Genomic DNA, 21,462 nt, shown 5'->3' with positions numbered 1-21,462 from the left:
ACTGTTCGTGCTCATGTTCGTTGGAACACTTTTCTTGCTGCCCAAGGCGCCCATTGCCCTGGCTGGGAACCCAGACACCCCCCTCGATCTGCTATACCAGGTTGGCACCTGCGCAGATCCGAATTACGCCGTTGCCGCAACGGGCGTTGGCCTCAATGGCGCCACGTCGGGCACGATGTCGTTGACCATCCCTGCGACTGCCACCGTGGTGCAGGCCTATCTGTTCTATGTAGGCTATGACTCCACCGATACAACAGGCGGCGACCCCAATATCACATTCCAGCGCGATGCATTGGCGATCAATCCAATCGTCGCCATTGACATGGGCGGCCCTGCTTTCTGGCAGACAGCCAAGTGGGCGTGGGCTTTCCGCGCCGATGTAACCAGTTTCATCGCAGCCGGCAGTCACACGTACACGGTGGCAGGCTTGAACGCGTTTACATCGCCCGTCCTGAAGACCGAAGGCGCGCAGCTCGTTGTGGTCTACAGGGATGTCAGCGCGGGCAGCCAGGCCGTCTACCTGTACGCGGGCATGGATATGGTGCAGACGCGCAGCGGCCCGCCGGCCGGCGTCGGCAGCATCCCGGTCGTGGTGGGGCCATTCGATACGGCGTCCGTTGTGCGCACCGTCAAACTCAAGACAGTCGTCGGCGGCGGCAATCTGAACCCTGCCACTAACGAATCAGCGTTGTGGTACACCTCTGGCCTCGTGGCGCCTCCTGGCGACATTTATGGCGCGACCCTGGTCGCCAATAACCCCTTTGTCGGCGCCCAGGGCAATTACTGGGACAGCTATTCATCCACCGCCAGCCTCCCCATTGGCCACAAGTACCTGGCGGTGCAGGTTGAATCCAAGGACACCAACGGCGCCGCCCTCGAATGGATTGCGCAGGCTGTCGAAGTCCCGTTGGCCTGCCCCACAGTCCAGGTGACCAAGACGCTCACGAGCAATAACTACGTCTTGGAAGGCGGGCAAGCCACATTCCGCATCAATGTCGCCAACACAGGTAACACCAAGTTGATGGTTGTGCACCTGCGCGACTCGTTCGACACGGTGCATCTGAATTACAACAGCGCCGCGCCGACGCCCAATTCATTCAGCGAGCCAGCGGGCACGATTGATTGGAACGATCTGACTGCCGCCGCGCCTAACGGCTTCAATCAGGACCTGCTCCCCGGCCAGCAGTTCACCGTGACAGTCGTCTTCGATGCCGCCGTGGCGAACGGCCTGATACCGAATCTCAACACGGCCTTTATCATCACCTCCGATACCAAAGATGAGAACGACCGTAACCCGCCGCCCAGCACGAGCACCACCCAGGTGACGATCGTCAAGCCTTCGGTCTCCCTGGAGAAGACGGTGACGACGCAATTTGGAGCCTGTCCTGGGGTTGACAACTTGAATGTTCCGACGGGCTCCACTGTCAAGTACTGCTACCGCGTCACCAATACCGGCGACACGTACCTGGTCAATATCGTCATCACCGACGACAAGATTCCGGGCATCATCGGCACGATCCCTGGGCCTTTGGCGCCAGGCAGCACCTCCACGTTCGTGTCAACCACGGCTGTGCTCAACGCGGACACCCTGAACACCGGTACGGCCACCGGTACGCCAAGCACGTCAACCGGCACGTCGCTGCCTAATATCCCCAATGTCACTGCCAATGATCCAGCCAACGTCCGCGTGACTGGCCGCATCGGCGACTTTGTGTGGAATGATCTCAACGGCAACGGGATTCAGGATGCCAGCGAACCTGGTCTGCAGAACGTGCTGGTGAACTTGTTCCCCAACAGCACCTGCACTGGCTCGCCCTCAGCGACGCAGACGACTAATGTCAGCGGCTTCTACCAGTTCACTGATCTCTTGCCCGGCAGCTACTGTATCCAGATTGCGCCTAGTAACTTCACCGGCGTCTTGACCGGTTGGAACACAAGTCCCAAGGATCAAGGCGGTGACGATACCAAGGACTCGGACGGCGACCCTGTCACGCACAATGCCCCAGTGACCTTGGCTTCAGGCGTGACCGACAACACGGTTGACTTCGGCTTCTGGAATCCCAGCAGCCTGGGCGACTTCGTTTGGAATGATGTCAATGCCAATGGTATTCAGGATACCGGCGAGGTGGGCGTCAGCAATGTGAAGGTGAACCTGTTCAATAACGGCGCCTGCACTGGCACTGCCCAGGCAAGCACAAACACCAATGTCAACGGTCTCTACACTTTTAGCAACCTGATCCCCGGCACGTACTGCGTGCAGGTGGACAGCACGAACTTCAGCGGCGCGGGCGTTCTCTTGGGTTGGAACAGCAGCCCCAAAGATCAAGGCGGCGACGACACCAAGGACTCGGATGGCGACCCTGTCACGCACAACAGTCCGGCCACGAACCTGCCTGCTGGAACGAACAATTCTACCATTGACTTTGGTTTCTGGAACCCAGCCACGTTGGGCGACTTTGTGTGGAATGACCTAAATGGCAATGGCATCCAGGATGCCAGCGAACCTGGCGTCAGCAATGTGACGGTCTATCTTTACAACAACGGTTCCTGTACGGGCACGCCGGTCAATTCGACCACGACGAATGGCAGCGGCGCCTACAGCTTCGGCAATCTGGTGCCTGGCACTTACTGTATCGAGATTGCCGGTATCAACTTCTCCGGCTCCGGGCCATTGGTTGGCTGGAACAACAGCCCCAAGGACCAGGGCGGCGACGACACCAAGGACTCGGATGGCGACGCGGCTCACCATTCTCCACCGACGACTGTGACGGCCGGCGTCGTGAACAACACGGTTGACTTCGGCTTCTGGAACCCATCCAGCTTGGGCGATTACGTATGGAACGATCTCAACGCAAACGGTATTCAGGATGCGGGTGAAGTTGGCATTCCCGGCGTCACTGTCAACCTGTACGCCAATGGGACGTGCACAGGCTCGCCCCAAAGTACAACGACAACCAACGCCAGCGGCGTCTACACCTTCGGCAACCTGGTGCCTGGCACGTACTGCGTTGAAATTGCCGCTGGCAATTTCAGCGGAGCTGGCGTGCTGGTCGTCTGGGCAAGCAGTCCCCAAGATCAAGGCGGCGATGACACGCGCGACTCGGATGGCAACCCGGTGACGCACCGCTCGCCGGCGACTAGCCTGGCCGCGGGCGTCAATAACCCAACGATTGACTTTGGCTTCTGGAACCCAAGCAGTCTGGGCGACTTTGTCTGGAATGATTACAACGGCAACGGTATCCAGGATGCGGGCGAGCCAGGTCTGGCCAATGTGACGGTCAACCTGTACGCCAATGGCGCCTGCACGGGCGGCGCGCAGAGTTCGACTACTACCAGCGCCAGCGGCCTCTATCAGTTCGCCAACCTGCTGCCTGGCACCTACTGTGTTCAGATTGCTGGCGGCAATTTCTCCGGCGCCGGCGTTTTGGTCGGTTTCAACAGCAGCCCCAAGGATCAGGGCGGCGACGACACCAAGGACTCTGATGGCGACCCCGTGACGCATAACAGCCCGGCGATCAACCTGGCGGCCGGCGCGAACAACCCCACGATTGACTTCGGCTTCTGGAAACCGGGCCAGATTGGCGATTTCGTCTGGAACGACATCAACGGCAACGGCATTCAGGACGCCGGCGAACTAGGCGTCGGCAATGTGACCGTGCGGCTCTACCCCAATTCGACCTGCACCGGGACGCCGCAGGCGACTACGACAACCGGTCCCACGGGCTTGTACACCTTCTCCAACTTGCCCGCTGGCAACTACTGTATCGAAATTGGCCCGAACAACTTCACTGGCACAGGCGTGCTCACCGGCTGGAACAGCAGCCCGCAGGATCAGGGCGGCGACGACACGAAGGACTCGGATGGCAACCCCACCACCCATATTGCGCCGTTGACGCTGCCCCCCGGACAGACGAACACAACGGTTGACTTTGGTTTCTGGAATCCATCCTGTCTGGGTGACATCATCTACACCGATACCAACGGCAATGGCGTTCAAGACGGCTGTTCCGATCCGAACAACCCGTTGAGCTGCGCTGAATCCACCGGTATCGTCGGCGTACCGATTACGGTCGTAGGGCCAAACGGCTTCACGGCCTCGCTCCTTAGCGGCAGTACACCTGCGGGTGTCTATCGGGTGAGCAACCTGCTGCCCGGCACCTATACAATCAGTGTGCCGGTCTCGATCAGCCCGAATTTCGTCCGCACCACCTCAAGCCCACGCGTCATCACGCTGACCGCGGGACAATGCGACTTGTCCGTGGACTTCGGCTACATTGGGCCGACGGGCATCAACCTGCATCGCTTCAACGCCGCCTGGCAGAACGGCGCTGCAACGCTGACATGGGAAACCATGAGCGAAAATGGCGTCGAAGGCTTCGATCTCTATCGAGCGTCAACCGTGGATGGCGAACGCGAACGCATCAATGAGGCGTTGATTCCGGCGCAAGGCGCAGGCGCCGTCTACTCCTTCACCGACCGGTCAGCCGTCCCCACCAGAGAGTATTTCTACTGGCTGGCAACAAGGCCAGGCAGTGAAATGCTCGGCCCGTGGCGGCTGGGGCCGGCCAGCGCCATGCGCATGTTCTTCCCTTCGATCCGGCGCTAACCCGTCGGCTGCGGAGGACGACTGATACCCGGTGTTCGCAAGAATGCCGGGTATCCATCTAGCAACTGAAAAGGCGGGCAGCTGCCCCGTGGTGGTCAGCGCCCGCTTTTTTTTGTGGACTTTATGTGATAGCGACGCAGTGCAAAGTTGAGGAGATGGGCTTTTGGCTAATATACAATCATATATCAAATCTGCATCGCCTGATTCAACGAAGCCGACCTCAGATCCGGGATGAATGTAAGATGGGACAACGAGTACGGATCATGCTGTGCGTGAACTCAGCAGACGAGCGCCGGGCACTGACGAAGCGGCCACACGCCCCTGGATTGGCCAGCGCACGGTATCATTCTGCTATCGGCCGCCAGCAAAACGGTTCCTGATATTAGCACCGATGTTGGCCATCCGATCAACGTGCGCAAAATGATCCATCGGTTCAACACACGCGGCTTGGCGGGTCGTGTCGGTAAATCACCCGCCTGGCCGCCAGTGTTCCCCTCCGAGGCGCAGCGTGAACAGATCATGACATTGGCCCACTCAAACCCGCGAGGAGCGGTTTAGCCTTTGATCGTTGGTCATTGCAGCGTTTACGAGCATCTCATCAGCAATCATGCACATTGTAGAATCAATCAGCGCCGAAACTGTTCGCCAGATTTTGCTGGACTAACACGATGCTGACATCGTTTCGCATCAGACACAGCTCTGCTCCAAGCGCAGGGCTTCTGTTTTCATGACCTGCGTATCGCCAGGGCGCAGAATTACCTGTGATGCGGCGATCTGTAAGCCAAAGGTAAGGTAAAGACATTGACTGGGATGTTGAAGTATCCTACACTTGATGCGTACCTGCCAGTTGAAAACACTCGTTCATGTCGTGTTGATGTCCAATGTTTTTCGTGAGTAGGCCAGGGCCTCGTGAGCGTCCCCATGTCACTCAAAAAATCGGTGTGGCAAGATGTGAGTGCCCGCGAAACTCCCGCACGATGACGAACGGCTTTGAAAGCTGTGTGAGATGCTTACACAAATGAGACAGAAACCTACAATCCCTACAATCTTTAGCTTTGCATGTTGCTCTTCCTGGTCGCCGCGATCTTGCTCTGGTAGCCGCCTAGGCGCAGACCTCTGCCTACTCCTCTTCCTCAGGTTCCAGCCACCGGTGTCAGTTACAGGCTTCAAGTCGCCCGTGAAGGCATCTACCGGCTGGACTTATAACGATTTGCAGAGCTGGCTTACCGGTCAGCACCTTTGAACCTGCTGTAAGCTGGTGGCAGGATGTTTGTGGCGGTCTGAAATTGCCATCTATGTTGTGGGCGAGGCGGATGGGCATTCTGACCCAGGCGACTATAACCTTTTACGGTCGCCAGTACACACGCTTACACCGACGTCAACACTCATTGGTTGGTCTATGGCGAAGCCACCGGGATGCATGTCTCAGCGCAATGTTGCGCTGGCTGGAGGAGCCTTACATCATTTGCCACTACGGCCCATTTCGAGAACAATGAGCTGTACGATGGCAAGCTCCTCAAGCACCGAGTGGCGGCGATCACTGGTATTCAGTAAACTACTTCTTTTGTAATTTCGTCTGCGCCAAACACCTGTCCTACAGACGCTCAGTTTCGAACTTCGCTGCCCGGTTGCTGGATCGCATGCGGCCGGTCTGTACGTGGTCATGCGGCGCGCTGGGGCAATCCGTTTGTCGCTCCCGGATCATCTTCTGTTGCGACATTTTACCCGAACGGCGTTTTCCCTGGGTGACGTCTCCTGGGATGAGGAGTTGAGTAAACACCACCCTGAGCTTTGATCAGCCCTTCTGCAAGCGACGAACACATTGACGGCAACAATAACGGTCATCGGCGGGCACGCAGGACTGTGGTTTACCGATTGGTTTGAACTGAACTATTACGATGCCCCGCAGGCGCGAGTAGCCGTCGCGCGCCAGACGCGATGGCGCCGGCGTCCTGGCCTACAACACATTGGCGGCTTCAATAAGCTTCCACGCTGTCGGCGTTCGACGTGACCTCGGCGACCCATCCCGTGCGCCTGGTCAACGCGCGGCGGTCACCGGCAGCAGCGTTCTTATATTGAGTTTACCGACACGCGCGCGGTCCTGCACAGCCGATGTCTTATGGCTGATTCCGCCTTCTGACGCCTGACAGTTTCAATTCTCTGGACACTCCTCGCACCTGAAGGCATTGGACCACGGTGCAGATTACCTGGTCATTACGCATCACGATTTCTGGCACAGGCAACTCAACGGTATGACGTATCGTTTTCAGCCACAATCATGTCACGGCTGCCGGATGTGCAAGACATCTACGACGAGTTCAGCTACGGCCCGATGAGCCAGCAGGGCGACGTTATCTTGACCTTGTACGCCATCCGGCATCCACGACCGCAGCCTGTTTGCTGATGGGCGACGCGACCATGACCAGCGCTGGCTCACCGGCATTGCGGGATCGTGCCTGTTCCGGCCTTTCGCTTAGCGAGCGATTCTTCTGCAGCGAAACTGCGGCTGATAATCGCTACGTGGACGTGGACAACCAAACATGAGTGCCTGATATGGTTCTGGGCCGTTTCGTCAACACCGTGGCGAGGCGCAGGAATGGTGGATCGCGCCATCAGCTACGAGGCCCAGGATCCAACTGGGCGTGGAATCGGAATGTCATCTTTGTCGCGATGACGCGGATGGCGCTGGCAATTTCGCTGAGCACAGCGACCCGGTTGCGAACTCAATTTTGCCCGCGGCGTTTACCAGGCAAAAATGTACTATCGTGTCAACTACGCCAGCAGCAGCGCATTACGCACTGCGCCGCTGAATGAGACACCAGCGTGCTGTTGTGAACTACAACGGCCATTCATCCATTCCGGGTACTGGGGCGGCGAGCGATATTTCCGTACGACGGATGCCGACAAGGAGGAACGCTGGCCGCTGGCCGGGTGGATGATTCCGACACCTGCCCTTGAAGGATACTACATCGTCCCCGGCTACAAGTCGGTGGGTGAACGGTCGTGCGCACGCGTTGGGCGGCGCGACGCTGCGCTCGGTCTCCTGCACCGGTTTGGCGCATACCGGACATAATGTTTCGTACACCGGCTTCTACGAGGCCATTTTCCAGCAAGGCGTTCTAGAAGGTCCGCCAACGGCCGGTAAACTCAAACCGTTCAACAGTTCGAACACGTTCAGTTGTTTCGTTGATAATCCACGTTCTTTTGGCGATCCCGCATTGACCCTGGCCGTGCCCACGGGCGGACTTTACGCCAGTAAAGACTGTGTAGCCGGCCGAGTGTGACCGCAGGTCAGCCGGAGACTTCTACACGGCTGATCATCAGCAATACTGGCCAATTGGTTTCAACGGTGCGCATCACGGACACGCTGCCTTCGCAGTTGACGAACATGATATTGGCGCCAGCCAGCCGGACGCCAGTTATGGCAGGCAGTAATCTTGAACGGACCATAGCCAGCCCGCCGCGGGCGAGCAGCGCACGATCACCGTCCATGCCACCGTCAGCAACGCTATCACACCGCCAACCGTGATTACCAACACGGCGCAGGTCACAGGCGACTCAACGGAACGCCGCCTGATAAAAAACAACAGCGCCACGGTAATTCATCACAGTGGCGGCGGCGACCGCGAACGGCGGGTTTGTATGGGCAGATGTCAGCGGCGACGGCATTCTCAATGAATCGCCCGTCATCGGCCTGCAGGCGTTTGTCATTGGCATTCACCTGGCGGCTTCACCGTACCACCAACACGAGCGATGCGCACGGGCCAATGGCGCCAATGGCTCCGCCAAGCGGCCTGCCATACCCGTGATTATTCAACTGGTATTGGTCGCTACCGACGCCGATGACGCCTGGTCACTACTCTGCCAGGACAAGCCATCCTCAATCTCACCCTGGCTACATTGTCCCCACATCTGTCGGCCCGCGCCTTCCACCGCCCATGGAAGGCGCGCGCAGGTGCGCGCCGCTTCTGACATCGCTTCCGTGAGTTGAACGTTTCAGGGTATTATGTGTATAATAGTGTGTCCGCAACCGGACTTCGGACGCTATTAACGATGCCATGATTCCCGCCTGCTATAGCGCTACAGCGCGCATGAGGTCATAGATCCGTCAGGCACAGCGGCGATTTGTATTGATCGAAGCGGTCAGCGCGGGCAGCATTTGGTATATCCGGCGGTTGCGGAGTCACAAAATTGGCGTCGGGTTTTCATACCCTTCTGCGCAACGTTAGCGCCATGCCTAATGTCTTAGAAAGAAGTAGATTGCCAACGCCTTGTTGTGTAGTAACCGCAAGGTTTTGATCGTCATGCAACCTGGATAGAAGAATGGCAGCAGTTTGGTGAGGTTGTACCACCTAGCTCTTTGCCTTTTTTTCTGATTTGCCACAGATAGACTTACAGTTCACGACACAGGAGGTGGCCTACGTTTCACCCGGAAATCCCATACAGGCTCCGATCCGCCAGGCGCTCACACGCGCAAGCCAGCCCGGCAGGTGATTCGTTCACAGCCCTGGCTGATGCCGATGGGCCATTGTGCTGATGCTTGGCCCGATTCGCGCCCGGCCACCCCCCGTCGGCGCAGATCGACGCTGAGGGCATTTCGATGATGCCCGCTGCAGACCGCGCGCATTGGGGGGGGTACGTGCTTGGATCAACCTGATGGCGGCTACGGCATCGTTGCTCCGGCGTTGGTCTGGGACGGTATGCTACCCGGGAACGATCAATATCACGATCCCGCACCGTCTTCAAGGCCTATCTCTATTGGAATAACGCTGACGGCAGCGCAACGCATCCACTTCAACATCACCTTCAACTCACATGCCCAGATATCTGGATGGAGACTATTCCGGTAAGTGGAGTAATGTTCTCTACAGTCACCGCCTACTGGCTGATGCTCACGGCCCTGGTGTCAGGCCCGGCGCTGCGAGCTACCCGATCTCTGGCGTTGCCATCGGCAATTCCAGCAATGGAGCCGCCCTGGTCGTTGTTTACAAACAGACTGGCTGTTTGTCTTCACCATGTCTGGCCCAACGACGGTCTTGACATTGCGCGTGGTCACTTTGGCCCATTCCACCCCGGCTGCCGGCACGGATCCAACTGAGTTTCTGGCGTATGCCTATGACCTGACCGTTCCGGGCAGCGCACGGCAAGCTCTCACATGGTCGGTCGTTGGAGGCGTTCAGCCGCCCGGCGGCACGCTTTGTGGGGATTGCAGGGCATCACCAACACCACGCCGATTACTGCTGACCCTTTGTGACTGGTACGCCTATCGTTGATAACCCATCTGCTGCCAACCGGTGGTCACTATATGGACGTACAGCACGACCATTACCGTTCCTGTGACAACGACCTGGCAGTTGATCCAGGTGGAGTCGAAGCAGACGAACTCGCCTGACCTGGACTGGATTGTTCAGACCTTCGAATTCAATTGGAGTGGTTGTGCTTCGACGCCAACCCCACGCCCTCCGCAACCAGGACGCCGACCAGACGCCGGACGCCGACGAGGACGCCGACCGCCGACGTTGATTAGGTGACCGCGACGCCGACGCCGACGCCGACGGATACCCTGAAACCACCGACGCCAACGCCAACCCGACGTCAACGAACACGCCGACCAATACGCCGACGCTCAACCAACAACACGCTGACGAACATTGCCGGACGAACACGCCGACGAACACGCCGACCAATACGCCGACGAACACGCCGACCACGCCGACGAACACGCCGACCAATACATGCCGACCAACACGCTGACGAATGCCGACCAACACGCCGACGAATACGCCGACGAATACGCCGACGAACACGCCGACGCTAACGCCAACCAACACGCCGACGCCAATCGAATACGCCAACCCTCGACCCCCCACACCGTCAGGAACGGCACCGTCAACTCCAACCCCGACCAATACGCCGATCGAATGACCAACACGCCGACCAACACGCCGACGAATACGCCGACCAACAACACGCCGACGAATACGTTGGACCAACACGCCGATCGAATACGCTGACGAACCATCGCCGACGAATACGCTGACCAACATGCCGACGAATACGCCGACGAACACGCCGACGAATAATGCCGACGAACACGCCGGACGAATACGCCAACGAATACGCCGACGAATACGTTGACCAACACGCCGACCAACACGCCGACGAATACGCCGACGAATACGCCGACCAACACGCCGACGAATACGCCGACGAACACGCTGACGCTGACGATCGTTAACCTACGCTGACGATCACACCGACCGCGACGCCCACTTGGACGCCTTATGACCGACAAACCACGCCGACGCCAACTGCAACGAACACGCTGACCGCACTCAACACGCGCCGACCAACACCCCGACGCTGACGAACACTGACGCCGACGCTGACGAACACGCCGACCAACACCCCACTGCGCATGCCGACCAACACGTTGACGAATACGCTGACCAACACGTTGACGAATACGCCGACGAATACGCCGACCAACACGCCGACGAATACGCCGACCAACACTTACGTACGCCGACGAATACGCCGACCAACACGCCGACGAATACGCCGACCAACACGCCGACGAATACGCTGACCACCACGCCGACGAATCAATGCCGACGAATCACGCCGACCAACACGCCGACGAATACGCCGACCGCCGACGAATACGCCGATCACCGCCGACCAACACGCCGACGAATACGCCGACCAACACGCCGACCAACACGCCGACCAACATCGCCGACCAACACGCTGACGAATACGCCGACGAATGCCGACGAATATCGCCGACGAATAATGCCGACGAATACGCCGACGAATACGCCGACGAATACGACCAACACGTCGACCAACACGCCGATGAATACGCCGACGAATACGCCGACCAACACGCCGACGCGTACACCAACGCCGACCAATACACCGACGCCAACCCCGACGGCGACGCCTTCTTGCCCGGCCGATCAGTATGAGCCAGACAACGATTTCACCAACGCCACCCTCCTGCCCACGGACGGCTCGGCGCAGGTGCACAACTTCCATGTGACCGGCGACCAGGACTGGTTCAAGGTCAATCTGCAGGCCAATCGCATCTACACCTTCACCACGTTCAATCTGACGCTGGGTGCGGATACGATCATGCGCCTGTATGACACCGATGGCACCACGCTGCTCATCACGAATGATGATTATCCCGGCGGCGGGGTGGCGTCACAGATCGTCTTCATTGCACCGCGGCAGGCAACTTACTACCTGATGGTGCGTGACTTCTACAATCGCGGCGACTGCCTCGGTTACTCGATCCGCGCGGAGCGAGGACCATTCCGCCAATACGTGCCGGGTATCATCAACATTTTGCCGCCGACGCCAACCCTGACCCCGACGCCGACTGCAACGAATACCCCGACTCGCACGCCGACACCGCTGCCGACGCGCACACCAACCCGTACGCCGACGCCGACCGTGACCCGTACGCCGACCGTTACTCCGACCCCGCCTGGTGGTGGTGATATTGTCGTGCCGGGTCTCATTCATACGAAGGGCGTTGCGATTAACCCCTTGACCAACCGCCTGTATCTGTCCAGTCGGGACACCGATGAGTTGTTCGTGCTCAACGCCAGCACCATGCAAATCATCACCAAGATTCGTGTCGGTGATGAACCATTCGGCGTGGTCGTGAATCCCGCGACGAACAAGGTCTACGTCAACAACTACGTAGACGGGACGGTGTCAATTATCAACGGCGCCACGAATACGGTCATCGCCACCGTTGCCGTCGGACCTGAGACGACGTTCGTGGATGTCAATCAGACCACCAACCGGATCTACAGCGTCAGCCACGCGTGGGACGTTGTTGGCATCATCAGCGGCGTCGAAGACCGGCGTCTTGCGCTGAAGTGGTCTGGCGGCGTGGGCGCCTGGGGCGCAACCATCAATGAGAGCCTCAACCGCGTGTACACGACGAATCGTGACACCGGCAATGTGGCTACGCTCGATGGCGTCACGGGCAACGTCTATGAAGACCAGTCGGTCTCGCCGTTTGTGGGTGCGATCCCGTATGCCATCCACTATGCACCTACCCTCGATCGGGTGTTCGTCATCATTGGCGAGGGCGACATTCCGTTCCGCCTGATGGCCTATCGGCCTACAGCGCAGGGTCTGTTCCCTGCTGGACAGGTGGATATGCCGCAGGATCAGCCGGACGGCGGCGGCGGCTTGATTGTCAACCCCACCACGGGCCATGTCTTGTTGGTCAACAGCAAGCTGAATCAGGTGCGCGTCTACGGCTATAACAACACCACCAGCACCTTCACGCTGCTGCGCACGGTGGCCACGGCTCGCAACCCGTTCATGTTGGACGTGAATCCGAACAACAACCGCGTCTACGTTGGCTCTCGTGACGAAGGCAAGGTGACGATCTTCACGGATAACTAAGCCACACAACCAGCATGGCCTCTGCAGCCCAGAATGCAGAGGCCATCACATGCAGCGCTTATTGGGGATTGTGCGAGCAGAAATTTCTCACTCGTACAATCCCCAATTTGCTTGTTATGTTCGCCGCTTCCTACGGCGTCACCTGTGATGTCTGACCTGCGTCTTGCTACATGGTTAGATCAGTGCGTGCCCTCGTCTTGTTGAGGAGAATACCTATGCTACGACACATGACAATGGCTTTTCTTCTTGCGCTCAGCCTGATGGTTGTTCTGGTCTTAGGCGTCGCTGCCACTTCGCCGGCTGCTGTGCCGTCTCCTTTGCACCAGATGCTCCAGGGCGCGGTTGATCCGAGTAATGGCTCAGTCCTTTTGGCGGGTTCGCCCGCGCCGCCATCGGCCCTGCGTCCAGGCGAATTCGAGACGCTGCAATGGAGCGTGGTGGGCATTGGCAGCGCCGCACCCAACCAGGTCAGTTACGTCCTGCGCAACCTCGATACCAATCAGGTGCTTGAATCAGCCACCTACGCTGGCGCAACCGGCCTCAACGTAACCCGCCTGTTTCAATTGCCCGTGACCTACACCCTGCCGCTCGCGCTCACCCACGAGCGTTACGCCGCACGAATTGAGTACTTCTCTGACAATGGATTTGAAGCAGCCGCAGAAGTGGTCTTCTTTGTGACGCAGGACACGGGTGACCTGCGCCTGGTCAAGTTCATAGACTTGAATGGCAACGGGGTGCAGGAGCCTGGAGAGAACGGCCTGGCCGATGCGGTCTTTACGCTGCAGTTCCCGCCGCCTTTCTCTGATGTCTTTACGCGCACCACGACGAGCAGCGGCGTCATCACCTTGACCCATCTCGGTGTCGGCGCGTACATCGTGCGCGAGACCGCCTGGCCGTCTGGCTACGAACCGAGCATCGCGCCGCCCGTGCAGACGGTGCAGATTCAGAATAATGTCACGGCCACGCTGTTCTTTGGCAATTGGCCGTGGACGCCCACCCCGACGAATACGCCCACCGCCGCCCCAACCGATACCTCGACCGCGGCGCCCACGAACACCCCGACGAATACGCCATCGCCGTCTCCGACCGCGACGCCCACAGAGACGCCGACGTTCACCCCCACGGCAACGCCGACGATCACCCGCACGCCGACGCCAACGCCCACACTAACGCCGACGTCCACCGTGACGCCCACCCGCACGCCGACGCGCACGCCGACGCCTACCCCAACGGCTACGCGCACGCCGGCGCCGCGCTTCTTTCCGCTCGGCGCCGGCAGCTACTTCCTGGTGCCGCGCGGATGCATCGTCGGCACGAAGGTCAACGCTGCTTACGCTGGCCTGAGCGGATGGACGATCCGCGCCCGTCTCAGTGACGAGACCGAACCGCTGTACACCAGCGTGACGGACGCCAGCGGCCGCTTCCGTTTCGACAATCTGCCTTGGGGCGTCTACACCCTGTGGGAAGAGATGCAGCCTGGGTGGCAGCCGCTCTCCCCGCCGCAGTTCAATGTCACCCTGGCGCAGACCGGGCGCTGCATCGAGGTGCGTTTCCGCAACCGCTTGGTACCGACGGCAACGCCAACCCTCACACGCACCCCCACCCCGACGCCCACCCCGGTCGTCTTCCCGGACATCACCGGTATAGATCGTCCGCATGGGATGGCTCTGAACCCCAACGCCCAGCGGCTTTACATCGCCAGCAATGCGCACAATTCGGTCTACGTGGTGGACACCACGACGAACAGTGTGGTGACAACGATCCCGATCGGCAGTCAGCCGTTTGGGGCTGCCTACAACCCGACCACGAACAAGGTTTACGTGGCGAATTTCGGCAGCAACAGCGTATCGGTCATCAACGCGGCCACCAACACCGTGGTCCGCACGATCTCAATGGCGCCCTATCGCGAACCATGCTGGATTGCGGTCAACCCGATCACCAACCGCGTGTATGTGACGCTGCATGGCGACGGGCGCCTGGCCGTGATTGACAGCGCCAACGATACCTTGTTGACCACGGTCGCTGTTGGCGCCGGCGCTTGGGGCCTGGCCGTGCACCCCAACTTCAATCGCATCTACGTCGGGCTGCGCGACATTGATCGCGTCGTATCGGTGGATGGCGCCACCAACTTGATCGAGCCGCTTCTCACCCTCTTCCCCGGCGGCGAGCCGTTTGGCATGGCGCTCGATGTGACGCGCAACCAGATGGTTGTCTCCTATGCCGTGCGCGGCGAGCCTGATCAGCGCGTGCGCTTCTATCGCCTGAGCGGCGGCGGCGCCACCCAGCTTGAATCAGTGCTGGTGGGGAGCAGCGGCAACAGCGGCGCTGCTCTGGCTGTCAATCCCACGAACGGGCACATCATGGCGGTGAACGCAGAAGATGACAGCGTCACGCGGTTGAGCGGCGTGCTGCGCGAGCCGATTGGTGTGCGGCCGGTCGGCGATTACCCGTTTGACGTGGTGGTCAACCCGAGCAACAACCTGGTCTACGTGGGCAACCGCTTGAGCAACACGATCAGCGTGTTCTACGACTTCCCAGCGTTGCTAGAAATTCGTAGAGCCTCTCGGTTGCGCTAGAACTGAACGCGTTTTTGACCACAGAGGGCACAAAGAGCACAGAGATGCCGCCAATTTGCGGCTAATCTCCCGTTTCTTTGTGCTCTCTGCGTTCCTTGTGGTTGAATGTGCGCGACATTTGGAGTTGCTGCACCTTGTCGCATTTGGTTGACGGGGCAGCCTGTGGTATGGTTGCGTGCTGGCGTTTTGCGCCCGCCATTCTGCTGAGGTCATAACCGTTGCCATGAACAACATCACGATTGTGGGGCTGGGGCCTGGCGACCCTCGCCTGTTGACGCAGGAGGCCTGGGAAACTCTGACGCAGGCGTCCGAGGTCTATCTGCGCACCGCGCGCCATCCGACGGTGGACGCGCTGCGGGATGTACCTGGACTGCGCCTGGTCAGCTTCGATGAAGTCTATGAACAGACCGACGCGTTTGCCGATGTTTACCAGACGATCAGCGCGCGTATCCTTGACCTGGCGACACGGCCGCAGGGCGTGGTCTATGCCGTGCCTGGCCATCCGGCCGTGGGCGAAACAACGACCGAACTCATTCAACAAGGCGCGGCCGCCCGCGGCCTGACGGTGCGTATCGTCGAGGGCTTGAGCTTCATCGAGCCGCTGCTGACGGCGCTGCGCGTGGATGCGTTGGATGGGCTGCAAATTGCCGACGCCATGGTGGTTGCCAGCAAGCACCACGCGCCGCTGGACCCCGACCGCCCGGCAATCCTGGGCCAGCTCTACAGCCGCCTGTTAGCCGGCGAGGTCAAGCTGGTGCTGCTCAACACCTACCCGGAAGATCATCCGTTGACCCTGGTGCATGCCGCGGGCACGCCGGCCAGCCAGCTCGTGCAGCTTCCTTTGCACGAGCTCGATCATGCCGGCAGCTTCTTCGATCATTTGACCGCGCTGTACATTCCACCGCTGCCCCATGCCGGCGGCTACGACGCCCTGCAGGAGATTGTGGCGCACCTGCGCGCGCCCAACGGCTGCCCCTGGGATCGTGAGCAGACGCACGAGTCCCTGGTGACGTCCTTGCTTGAGGAAACGTACGAGGTGGTGGCCGCGATCGAAAGCGGGGATGCGCATCTCCTGTCGGAAGAGCTGGGCGATCTCTATCTCAACCTTGCCATGCAGGTGCAGATTGCGGCTGAGGAAGGGGAGTTTCGCCTGGCCGATGTGCTCAGCCATGTCATCGCCAAGTTGATCCGCCGCCATCCGCACGTGTTCAGCGGGTTGGACGTGCAGAATGTGGATGAAGTGCTGCAGAACTGGGAGAAGATCAAAGCGGCCGAGCGCCAGACCAAGGGCGAGGTCGAATCCGCGCTGGGCAGCGTACCGTCCGCGCTGCCAGCCTTAATGCAGGCTGAGATTTATCAGCGCCGCGCGGCGCGTATCGGTTGGGCCGGCGCGCCCGCGCTCGATTCCGCGGCGCCGCCGGCCGATGAGGAGGGGTTTGGCGACCTGCTCTTTGCCCTGGTGGCCCAAGCCCGTGCGCGCGGTGTGGACCCCGAACGGGCTTTGCGCCAGGCCAATGGACGCTTTGCCGCACAGGTGCGCGCGGTGGAGGCCCGCGCGCAAGCCGCCGGCGTCACGCTAAGTGCGCTGCAAGCTGCCGCGCGCGAGATGTGGTGGGAATGAGCAAGCAATGTCTGAAAACAAAGAGTGCAGGTAGACAAACTCGCCGTTGAGTTTCTCTGCCTGCACTACTCGCCGGAGCAAGCACAGAATCTGTTGCAGCCTCACGGATCCGTGGGTGAGACTGGCGCCCCGCTGGAACACCGGGCAGCGTTGCCGCTGGCGGTGAGATAACTTGATCGTATGGGTCGGGGATCAGACAACGGGCGGCATTGTACCGCCAGTGCATATCGCTGTCAAATGGCGGCGGCTTTGACGCCAAAAAGGAAATCAGATCATGCATCCCAATCCCATGAGAACCATCTTCGTGTTACTGGCGGTCACACTCCTCATCGCACTCGTAACCAGCGGCGTCATCAAGAACCGCCGCAGCGAGACGATGACCGTAAACACCAGCTCCCTCGCTGGCAACAATGCCGGCGTCGAGAGCGTAAGCATCAAAAACGATGGCGCCGTGACGCTGAAGAACACCATCGTCGCCAACACGCCAATCCAAGACGGCTGCGACGCCTGCAGTCCTATCAGCGCTGACGGCGAGAGCGTGGATTTCGATGATACCGCCTGTCCGAATTTCCTCGGCGGCCGCTAACCTGCATTTCCGATCTTCCAGGTAGATCGTGGTTGAACCTGCAGCGCAGCTTCCAGGTGTGCTATCGCCTCCTCGGCGGCCAGCTCGAATGTCAACGCGCGCCCCTGCGCCCAGGCTGCCTCGAAGGCCGCGGGATCCAGGGACGCGCGGGCTGAGTCAGCCAGCCGGTTGTAGTCGCCACGTTCAATGGGCAGGAGACGCGTGCCTGTCTCATTCACGGTCTCCGTCGCGGCGAGCAGCCTGGCAACTAAGTCGTGCTGGTCCAGGGCTGCAGCCAGCGCGGCCAGGTTCAAAAGGCAAGGGCCCCACGTCCAGGGGTAGTGGTTTGCGCCCGCCAGGCTCTCCCGATACCACTCGACTGCGTGTCCGTAGTTGCCTTCGGCCTGCAGCAGCGCGGCCAGGCGCAGGTAGCCGGCGCGCAGAAAGTGCTCGTGGCCCTGTCCCTTTTGGAGGGCGAACGCCTCGTCGAGAAAGAGGTGAGCGGCCGGATAGTCGCGCTGGCGGGTGGCCACGGTTCCCAACTCCAAGAGGGTGTGCGCGATGGAGCCTTTGACGCCGCGCTGGCGTTCACCTGCCAGTCTTTGCTCGTTGAGAGAGCGCGCCCGCGCCAGATCACCCTCAGCCCAGGCCAGGTTGGCCAGAATGCCGAGCGGCCAGGGGTACGCAAAACCTGCACGCTGGGCGACGGCGAGGCTCTCTTCGCACAGCATCCGCGTGCGCGATAAGTCTGCCTGTTCAAGTGCGATTTCACCCAGGAGCGCCAGCGACTGGGAGATGCCGCCGGGGGCGTCCAGGGTTCGGTAGCGTGCCAGCGCGTTTTCCAGATGCCTGTGGGCCGCGTCCCGGTCGCCCTCGTCCTTCGCAATGCGCCCCAAAGCCAGCAAGGCATCGGCTTCCCCTTTACCGTAGCCCAACTCGTGACTGAGAACCAGGCTTTCCTCGGCAAAGGCCTGGGCCTGGACATTCTCACCCACAAATTGGAGTAGCAATCCCGCCAGGCTCAACGCCTTGGCGCGCGCGATCGTGTGCTCGGAAGCGCCGGGTAGAGCGAAAACTTCGTTGATCAGCCGCGTCGCTTCGACATAAGGCCCGCGCGCAATTAGCCACTCCAAGAGAGCGGCGGTGAGGTGCAGGGCAGCCTGGACGTCGTGGGTTGCGGCCCAGGCCAGGGCAGCCCGGATGTCGTAGATGTCATTGTCGAGCAGGCGGTGAAGCTGGATGCGCCCGGGGTCCGGATCTGCCCTCTCCACCTGTTCCACGAGCTGCACGAAGTAGCCGGCATGGCGCGCAAGCAGCCCTGCTTCGCGGCCGCTCAGGGCCAGCCGTTCCAGGGCATACTCGCGCACTGTCTCCAGATAGCTGTAACGCGACTCGCCGCGCGGGCCGATCTCACGGCGCAGCAGGCTCTTGTCCAACAGCGAGGCGATTCCGTCCAGAACCCGGAATTTCGTATCCTCGTCTTCGCACAGCGCTTCCGCCGCTTCCAGGGTAAAGCCGTTGGCGAACACAGCCAACTGTGTGAACAGGGTTTGCTCGGATGGGGAGAGCAAGTCAAAACTCCAACTGATGGCGCCGCGCAACGTCTTCTGCCGCGGCGACACGTCGCGCAGGCCATCTACAGAGAGCATCCACGGCCCGCGCACGCGCGCCAGCAGGTCGGCCGGCGGCAATAGTTTGACGCGCGCCGCGACCAGCTCGATGGCGAGGGGCAGGCCGTCCAACCGGCGGCACAATTCCACCACGGCCGCGGCATTGCTGTCCGTGACGATAAAGTCGGGCTGCACCGCGGCGGCGCGATCCGCGAACAGGGTCACCACCGGATAACGCAGCGCTTCGGCGGCGGTGAGCTGGGCGACGCCCGGGAACTGCGCGGGCAGGGTGAGGGGCATCACCGGCACCTGCCGCTCGCCCCGCATGCGCAGCGGTTGCCGGCTGGTGACCAGGACGTGCAGCCACGTGCAGCGGCGCAGCAAGCCGTCCACCAGCGGCGCAGCCTCGATGATCTGCTCGAAGTTGTCCAGCACCAGCAGGAGATGCTTCTCTTCCAGGTAGGCGCGCAATTTCAAGGCCGGTGGGTTCGGCCCGCTCGACGAGGCGTTCAGGGCCTGCACGATGGTCGCGGCCACCAGCTCAGGATCGGAGACAGGCGCCAGCCGCACGAAGAAGACGCCGTGCTCAAACTGCTCCAGCACGGACTCCGCGGCGGCCAGGGCCAGCCGGGTCTTGCCCACGCCCGGCGGCCCCAGCAGGGTGATCAGCCGCGCCCCCTCGCGCAGACGGCTGCGCACGGCCGCGATATCAAGCTCACGGCCAAGCAGCGGGGTGAGCTGGGCGGGCAAGTTGTGGGGACGCCGCGGCTTGCTCAAGCGGCCAGCCGGCGCATGCCCTGCGCCCTCGCCCAGCGCAAACCTCACCATCGCGGGCAGATCAGCGTCCACCACACCTGCGGCCGCAGCCAGGGAGGCAGCCAGTTGTCCTGAGGGTTGCAGGTCGCCGGCTTCGATCTTGCGCAGCGTCACTTCCGCGCAGCCCGCCTGCTGCGCCAACTCTTTCTGCGTCAGGCCCAGCACCTTGCGCCGCTGCTTAATCCACTGTCCAAAAGTTTGAATCGAGTTCATCGGGTCACCCCATTCATAGGGTTCGAACAGCCACCGATAGTCAGTTGCCGCGATTATATCACATCTGTATCGGTTTGACTATCGGTTTGCGCTGTCATCCGGGGCGCGACTGTGGCTTAATAGAGTCACTGGCCGACCAACGTATCCGGGCGACCGAGGTCGCTGCAACGATTACGAAGCCGCCCTGCGGCGGCTGACTCTTGAAAATTAACAAAATAAACCGACAATCAGGCCGGTCACCCGCCAGTTTCGCCCAGTCCGCTTCAGCGGACTTCAGCTATCAGCCTGAACTTCAGTTCAAGGCGTTTGCACGGCAAACCCAAGATTCAAGGCTTTCGTTCAAGGCGGTAGCGACCAAGCAGCGAGCAATCTCGTGCGGAACCCGCCTTCGAATGAATTCGAGGCTGATAGCTCAAGTCGGCTCAAAGCCGACTGCCATCGCGGTAGCATCCTGTCCGCTCAAGAAAACCTGTCGTTATGTCGGCCATATGTTTGGATAAATTGTTGATCTTCAACAACCGCCCGTGTGGTTCTTTGTAAAGGAGGTGGTCACGACATATCACGAGCTTGCCAACCCCAGTATAAGCCATTTGATTTCGCACGAAGGAGGCACCGTATGAAAAAGTTGTCCATTCTCTCCCTACTGATCGTTGTGTTCAGCGTCACCGCAGTGGCGGCCAACGCCAAGCCGCCGGCGCCGTTCTACCTGGTGTCTGTCGGTCAGCCATGCCGGCTGCCTGATGGCGCCGCCAGACCCCAAGAAGCGACAGAATCGAAGGTGCAGATGACGGAGACGGCCGATAATTTCATTCAGATCGGTTGTGTCGGCATGTTGCCGCCCGGCGCGGTTCTGCCCCAGCACCCGATCAAATTGAGCTACTACGAGACCAAGATCCCTTGTGTCACCCGCTACGGAGAGGACGTCCTGCTCTCAGAAGCCTATGCCGCGACCGTGCTGCCAAACGGCGCCTCTGAGATCAGCTGCCTGTTCCATATCCACTAAATGGGCGATACCCGATGTG

The 21,462-nt window shown here is 60.3% G+C and carries 13 protein-coding genes; 10 read left to right on the top strand and 3 right to left on the bottom strand.

Annotated elements, in window-relative coordinates:
- Window positions 1–13 precede the first annotated feature (13 nt).
- The 3 genes from ACPQ6D_RS08705 (at window position 14) to ACPQ6D_RS08695 (ending at window position 7,890) form a co-directional block, all read left to right on the top strand.
- Complete coding sequence (locus ACPQ6D_RS08705; protein WP_423223926.1) at window positions 14–4,606, top strand: SdrD B-like domain-containing protein; 4,593 nt, start codon at window positions 14–16, stop codon at window positions 4,604–4,606.
- Window positions 4,607–6,884: 2,278 nt separating this feature from the next.
- Window positions 6,885–7,010 carry a hypothetical protein gene (locus ACPQ6D_RS08700; RefSeq protein WP_423223925.1) on the top strand — a complete coding sequence of 42 codons (126 nt, stop codon included), beginning with the start codon at window positions 6,885–6,887 and terminating at the stop codon, window positions 7,008–7,010.
- 589 nt (window positions 7,011–7,599) lie between these two features.
- The gene (locus ACPQ6D_RS08695) at window positions 7,600–7,890 is read left to right on the top strand and encodes a hypothetical protein (protein WP_423223924.1); all 291 of its coding nucleotides are present in this window, start codon (window positions 7,600–7,602) and stop codon (window positions 7,888–7,890) included.
- Window positions 7,891–7,897: 7 nt separating this feature from the next.
- Here ACPQ6D_RS08695 and ACPQ6D_RS08690 read toward each other — a convergent pair whose 3' ends face one another.
- Window positions 7,898–8,098 carry a hypothetical protein gene (locus tag ACPQ6D_RS08690; protein ID WP_423223923.1) on the bottom strand — a complete coding sequence of 67 codons (201 nt, stop codon included), beginning with the start codon at window positions 8,096–8,098 and terminating at the stop codon, window positions 7,898–7,900.
- Window positions 8,099–10,257: 2,159 nt separating this feature from the next.
- Between ACPQ6D_RS08690 and ACPQ6D_RS08685 the strand changes: the two genes are divergently transcribed.
- A complete protein-coding gene (locus ACPQ6D_RS08685) occupies window positions 10,258–10,620 on the top strand; it encodes a hypothetical protein (RefSeq protein ID WP_423223922.1) in 363 nt (120 codons plus the stop codon).
- A gap of 268 nt (window positions 10,621–10,888) precedes the next feature.
- On the opposite strand, the gene ACPQ6D_RS08680 is transcribed toward ACPQ6D_RS08685, so the two are convergent.
- Window positions 10,889–11,122 (bottom strand): hypothetical protein, encoded by a 234-nt coding sequence (locus ACPQ6D_RS08680; protein ID WP_423223921.1) that lies wholly within the window; start codon window positions 11,120–11,122, stop codon window positions 10,889–10,891.
- Window positions 11,123–11,214: 92 nt separating this feature from the next.
- Between ACPQ6D_RS08680 and ACPQ6D_RS08675 the strand changes: the two genes are divergently transcribed.
- The 5 genes from ACPQ6D_RS08675 (at window position 11,215) to ACPQ6D_RS08655 (ending at window position 17,822) form a co-directional block, all read left to right on the top strand.
- Window positions 11,215–11,577 carry a hypothetical protein gene (locus tag ACPQ6D_RS08675; protein WP_423223920.1) on the top strand — a complete coding sequence of 121 codons (363 nt, stop codon included), beginning with the start codon at window positions 11,215–11,217 and terminating at the stop codon, window positions 11,575–11,577.
- Window positions 11,465–13,039, top strand: a complete 1,575-nt coding sequence (locus ACPQ6D_RS08670) for a YncE family protein (protein WP_423223919.1) — start codon at window positions 11,465–11,467, stop codon at window positions 13,037–13,039. Before ACPQ6D_RS08675 ends, ACPQ6D_RS08670 begins: the two co-directional genes overlap by 113 nt.
- Before the next feature lie 215 nt (window positions 13,040–13,254).
- Window positions 13,255–15,615, top strand: a complete 2,361-nt coding sequence (locus ACPQ6D_RS08665) for a SpaA isopeptide-forming pilin-related protein (protein ID WP_423223918.1) — start codon at window positions 13,255–13,257, stop codon at window positions 15,613–15,615.
- 223 nt (window positions 15,616–15,838) lie between these two features.
- Complete coding sequence (locus ACPQ6D_RS08660; RefSeq protein ID WP_423223917.1) at window positions 15,839–17,236, top strand: MazG family protein; 1,398 nt, start codon at window positions 15,839–15,841, stop codon at window positions 17,234–17,236.
- A 274-nt stretch (window positions 17,237–17,510) separates the two neighbouring features.
- Complete coding sequence (locus ACPQ6D_RS08655) at window positions 17,511–17,822, top strand: hypothetical protein (RefSeq protein WP_423223916.1); 312 nt, start codon at window positions 17,511–17,513, stop codon at window positions 17,820–17,822.
- Here ACPQ6D_RS08655 and ACPQ6D_RS08650 read toward each other — a convergent pair.
- On the bottom strand, window positions 17,819–20,440 hold the full coding sequence (locus ACPQ6D_RS08650) for a helix-turn-helix domain-containing protein (protein ID WP_423223915.1): 2,622 nt from the start codon (window positions 20,438–20,440) through the stop codon (window positions 17,819–17,821). The genes ACPQ6D_RS08655 and ACPQ6D_RS08650 overlap by 4 nt on opposite strands.
- A 616-nt stretch (window positions 20,441–21,056) precedes the next feature.
- On the opposite strand from ACPQ6D_RS08650, the gene ACPQ6D_RS08645 reads away from it, so the two are divergent.
- Window positions 21,057–21,443, top strand: coding sequence for a hypothetical protein (locus ACPQ6D_RS08645; protein ID WP_423223914.1), 387 nt, complete (start codon window positions 21,057–21,059; stop codon window positions 21,441–21,443).
- The last annotated feature ends 19 nt before the right edge of the window (window positions 21,444–21,462 follow it).

Source organism: Candidatus Amarolinea aalborgensis (assembly GCF_900491745.1).
Lineage (GTDB): Bacteria > Chloroflexota > Anaerolineae > SSC4 > Amarolineaceae > Amarolinea > Amarolinea aalborgensis.
Note: the sequence above shows the minus strand (reverse complement) of the source record. Positions and strands in the feature narration are given on the sequence as shown.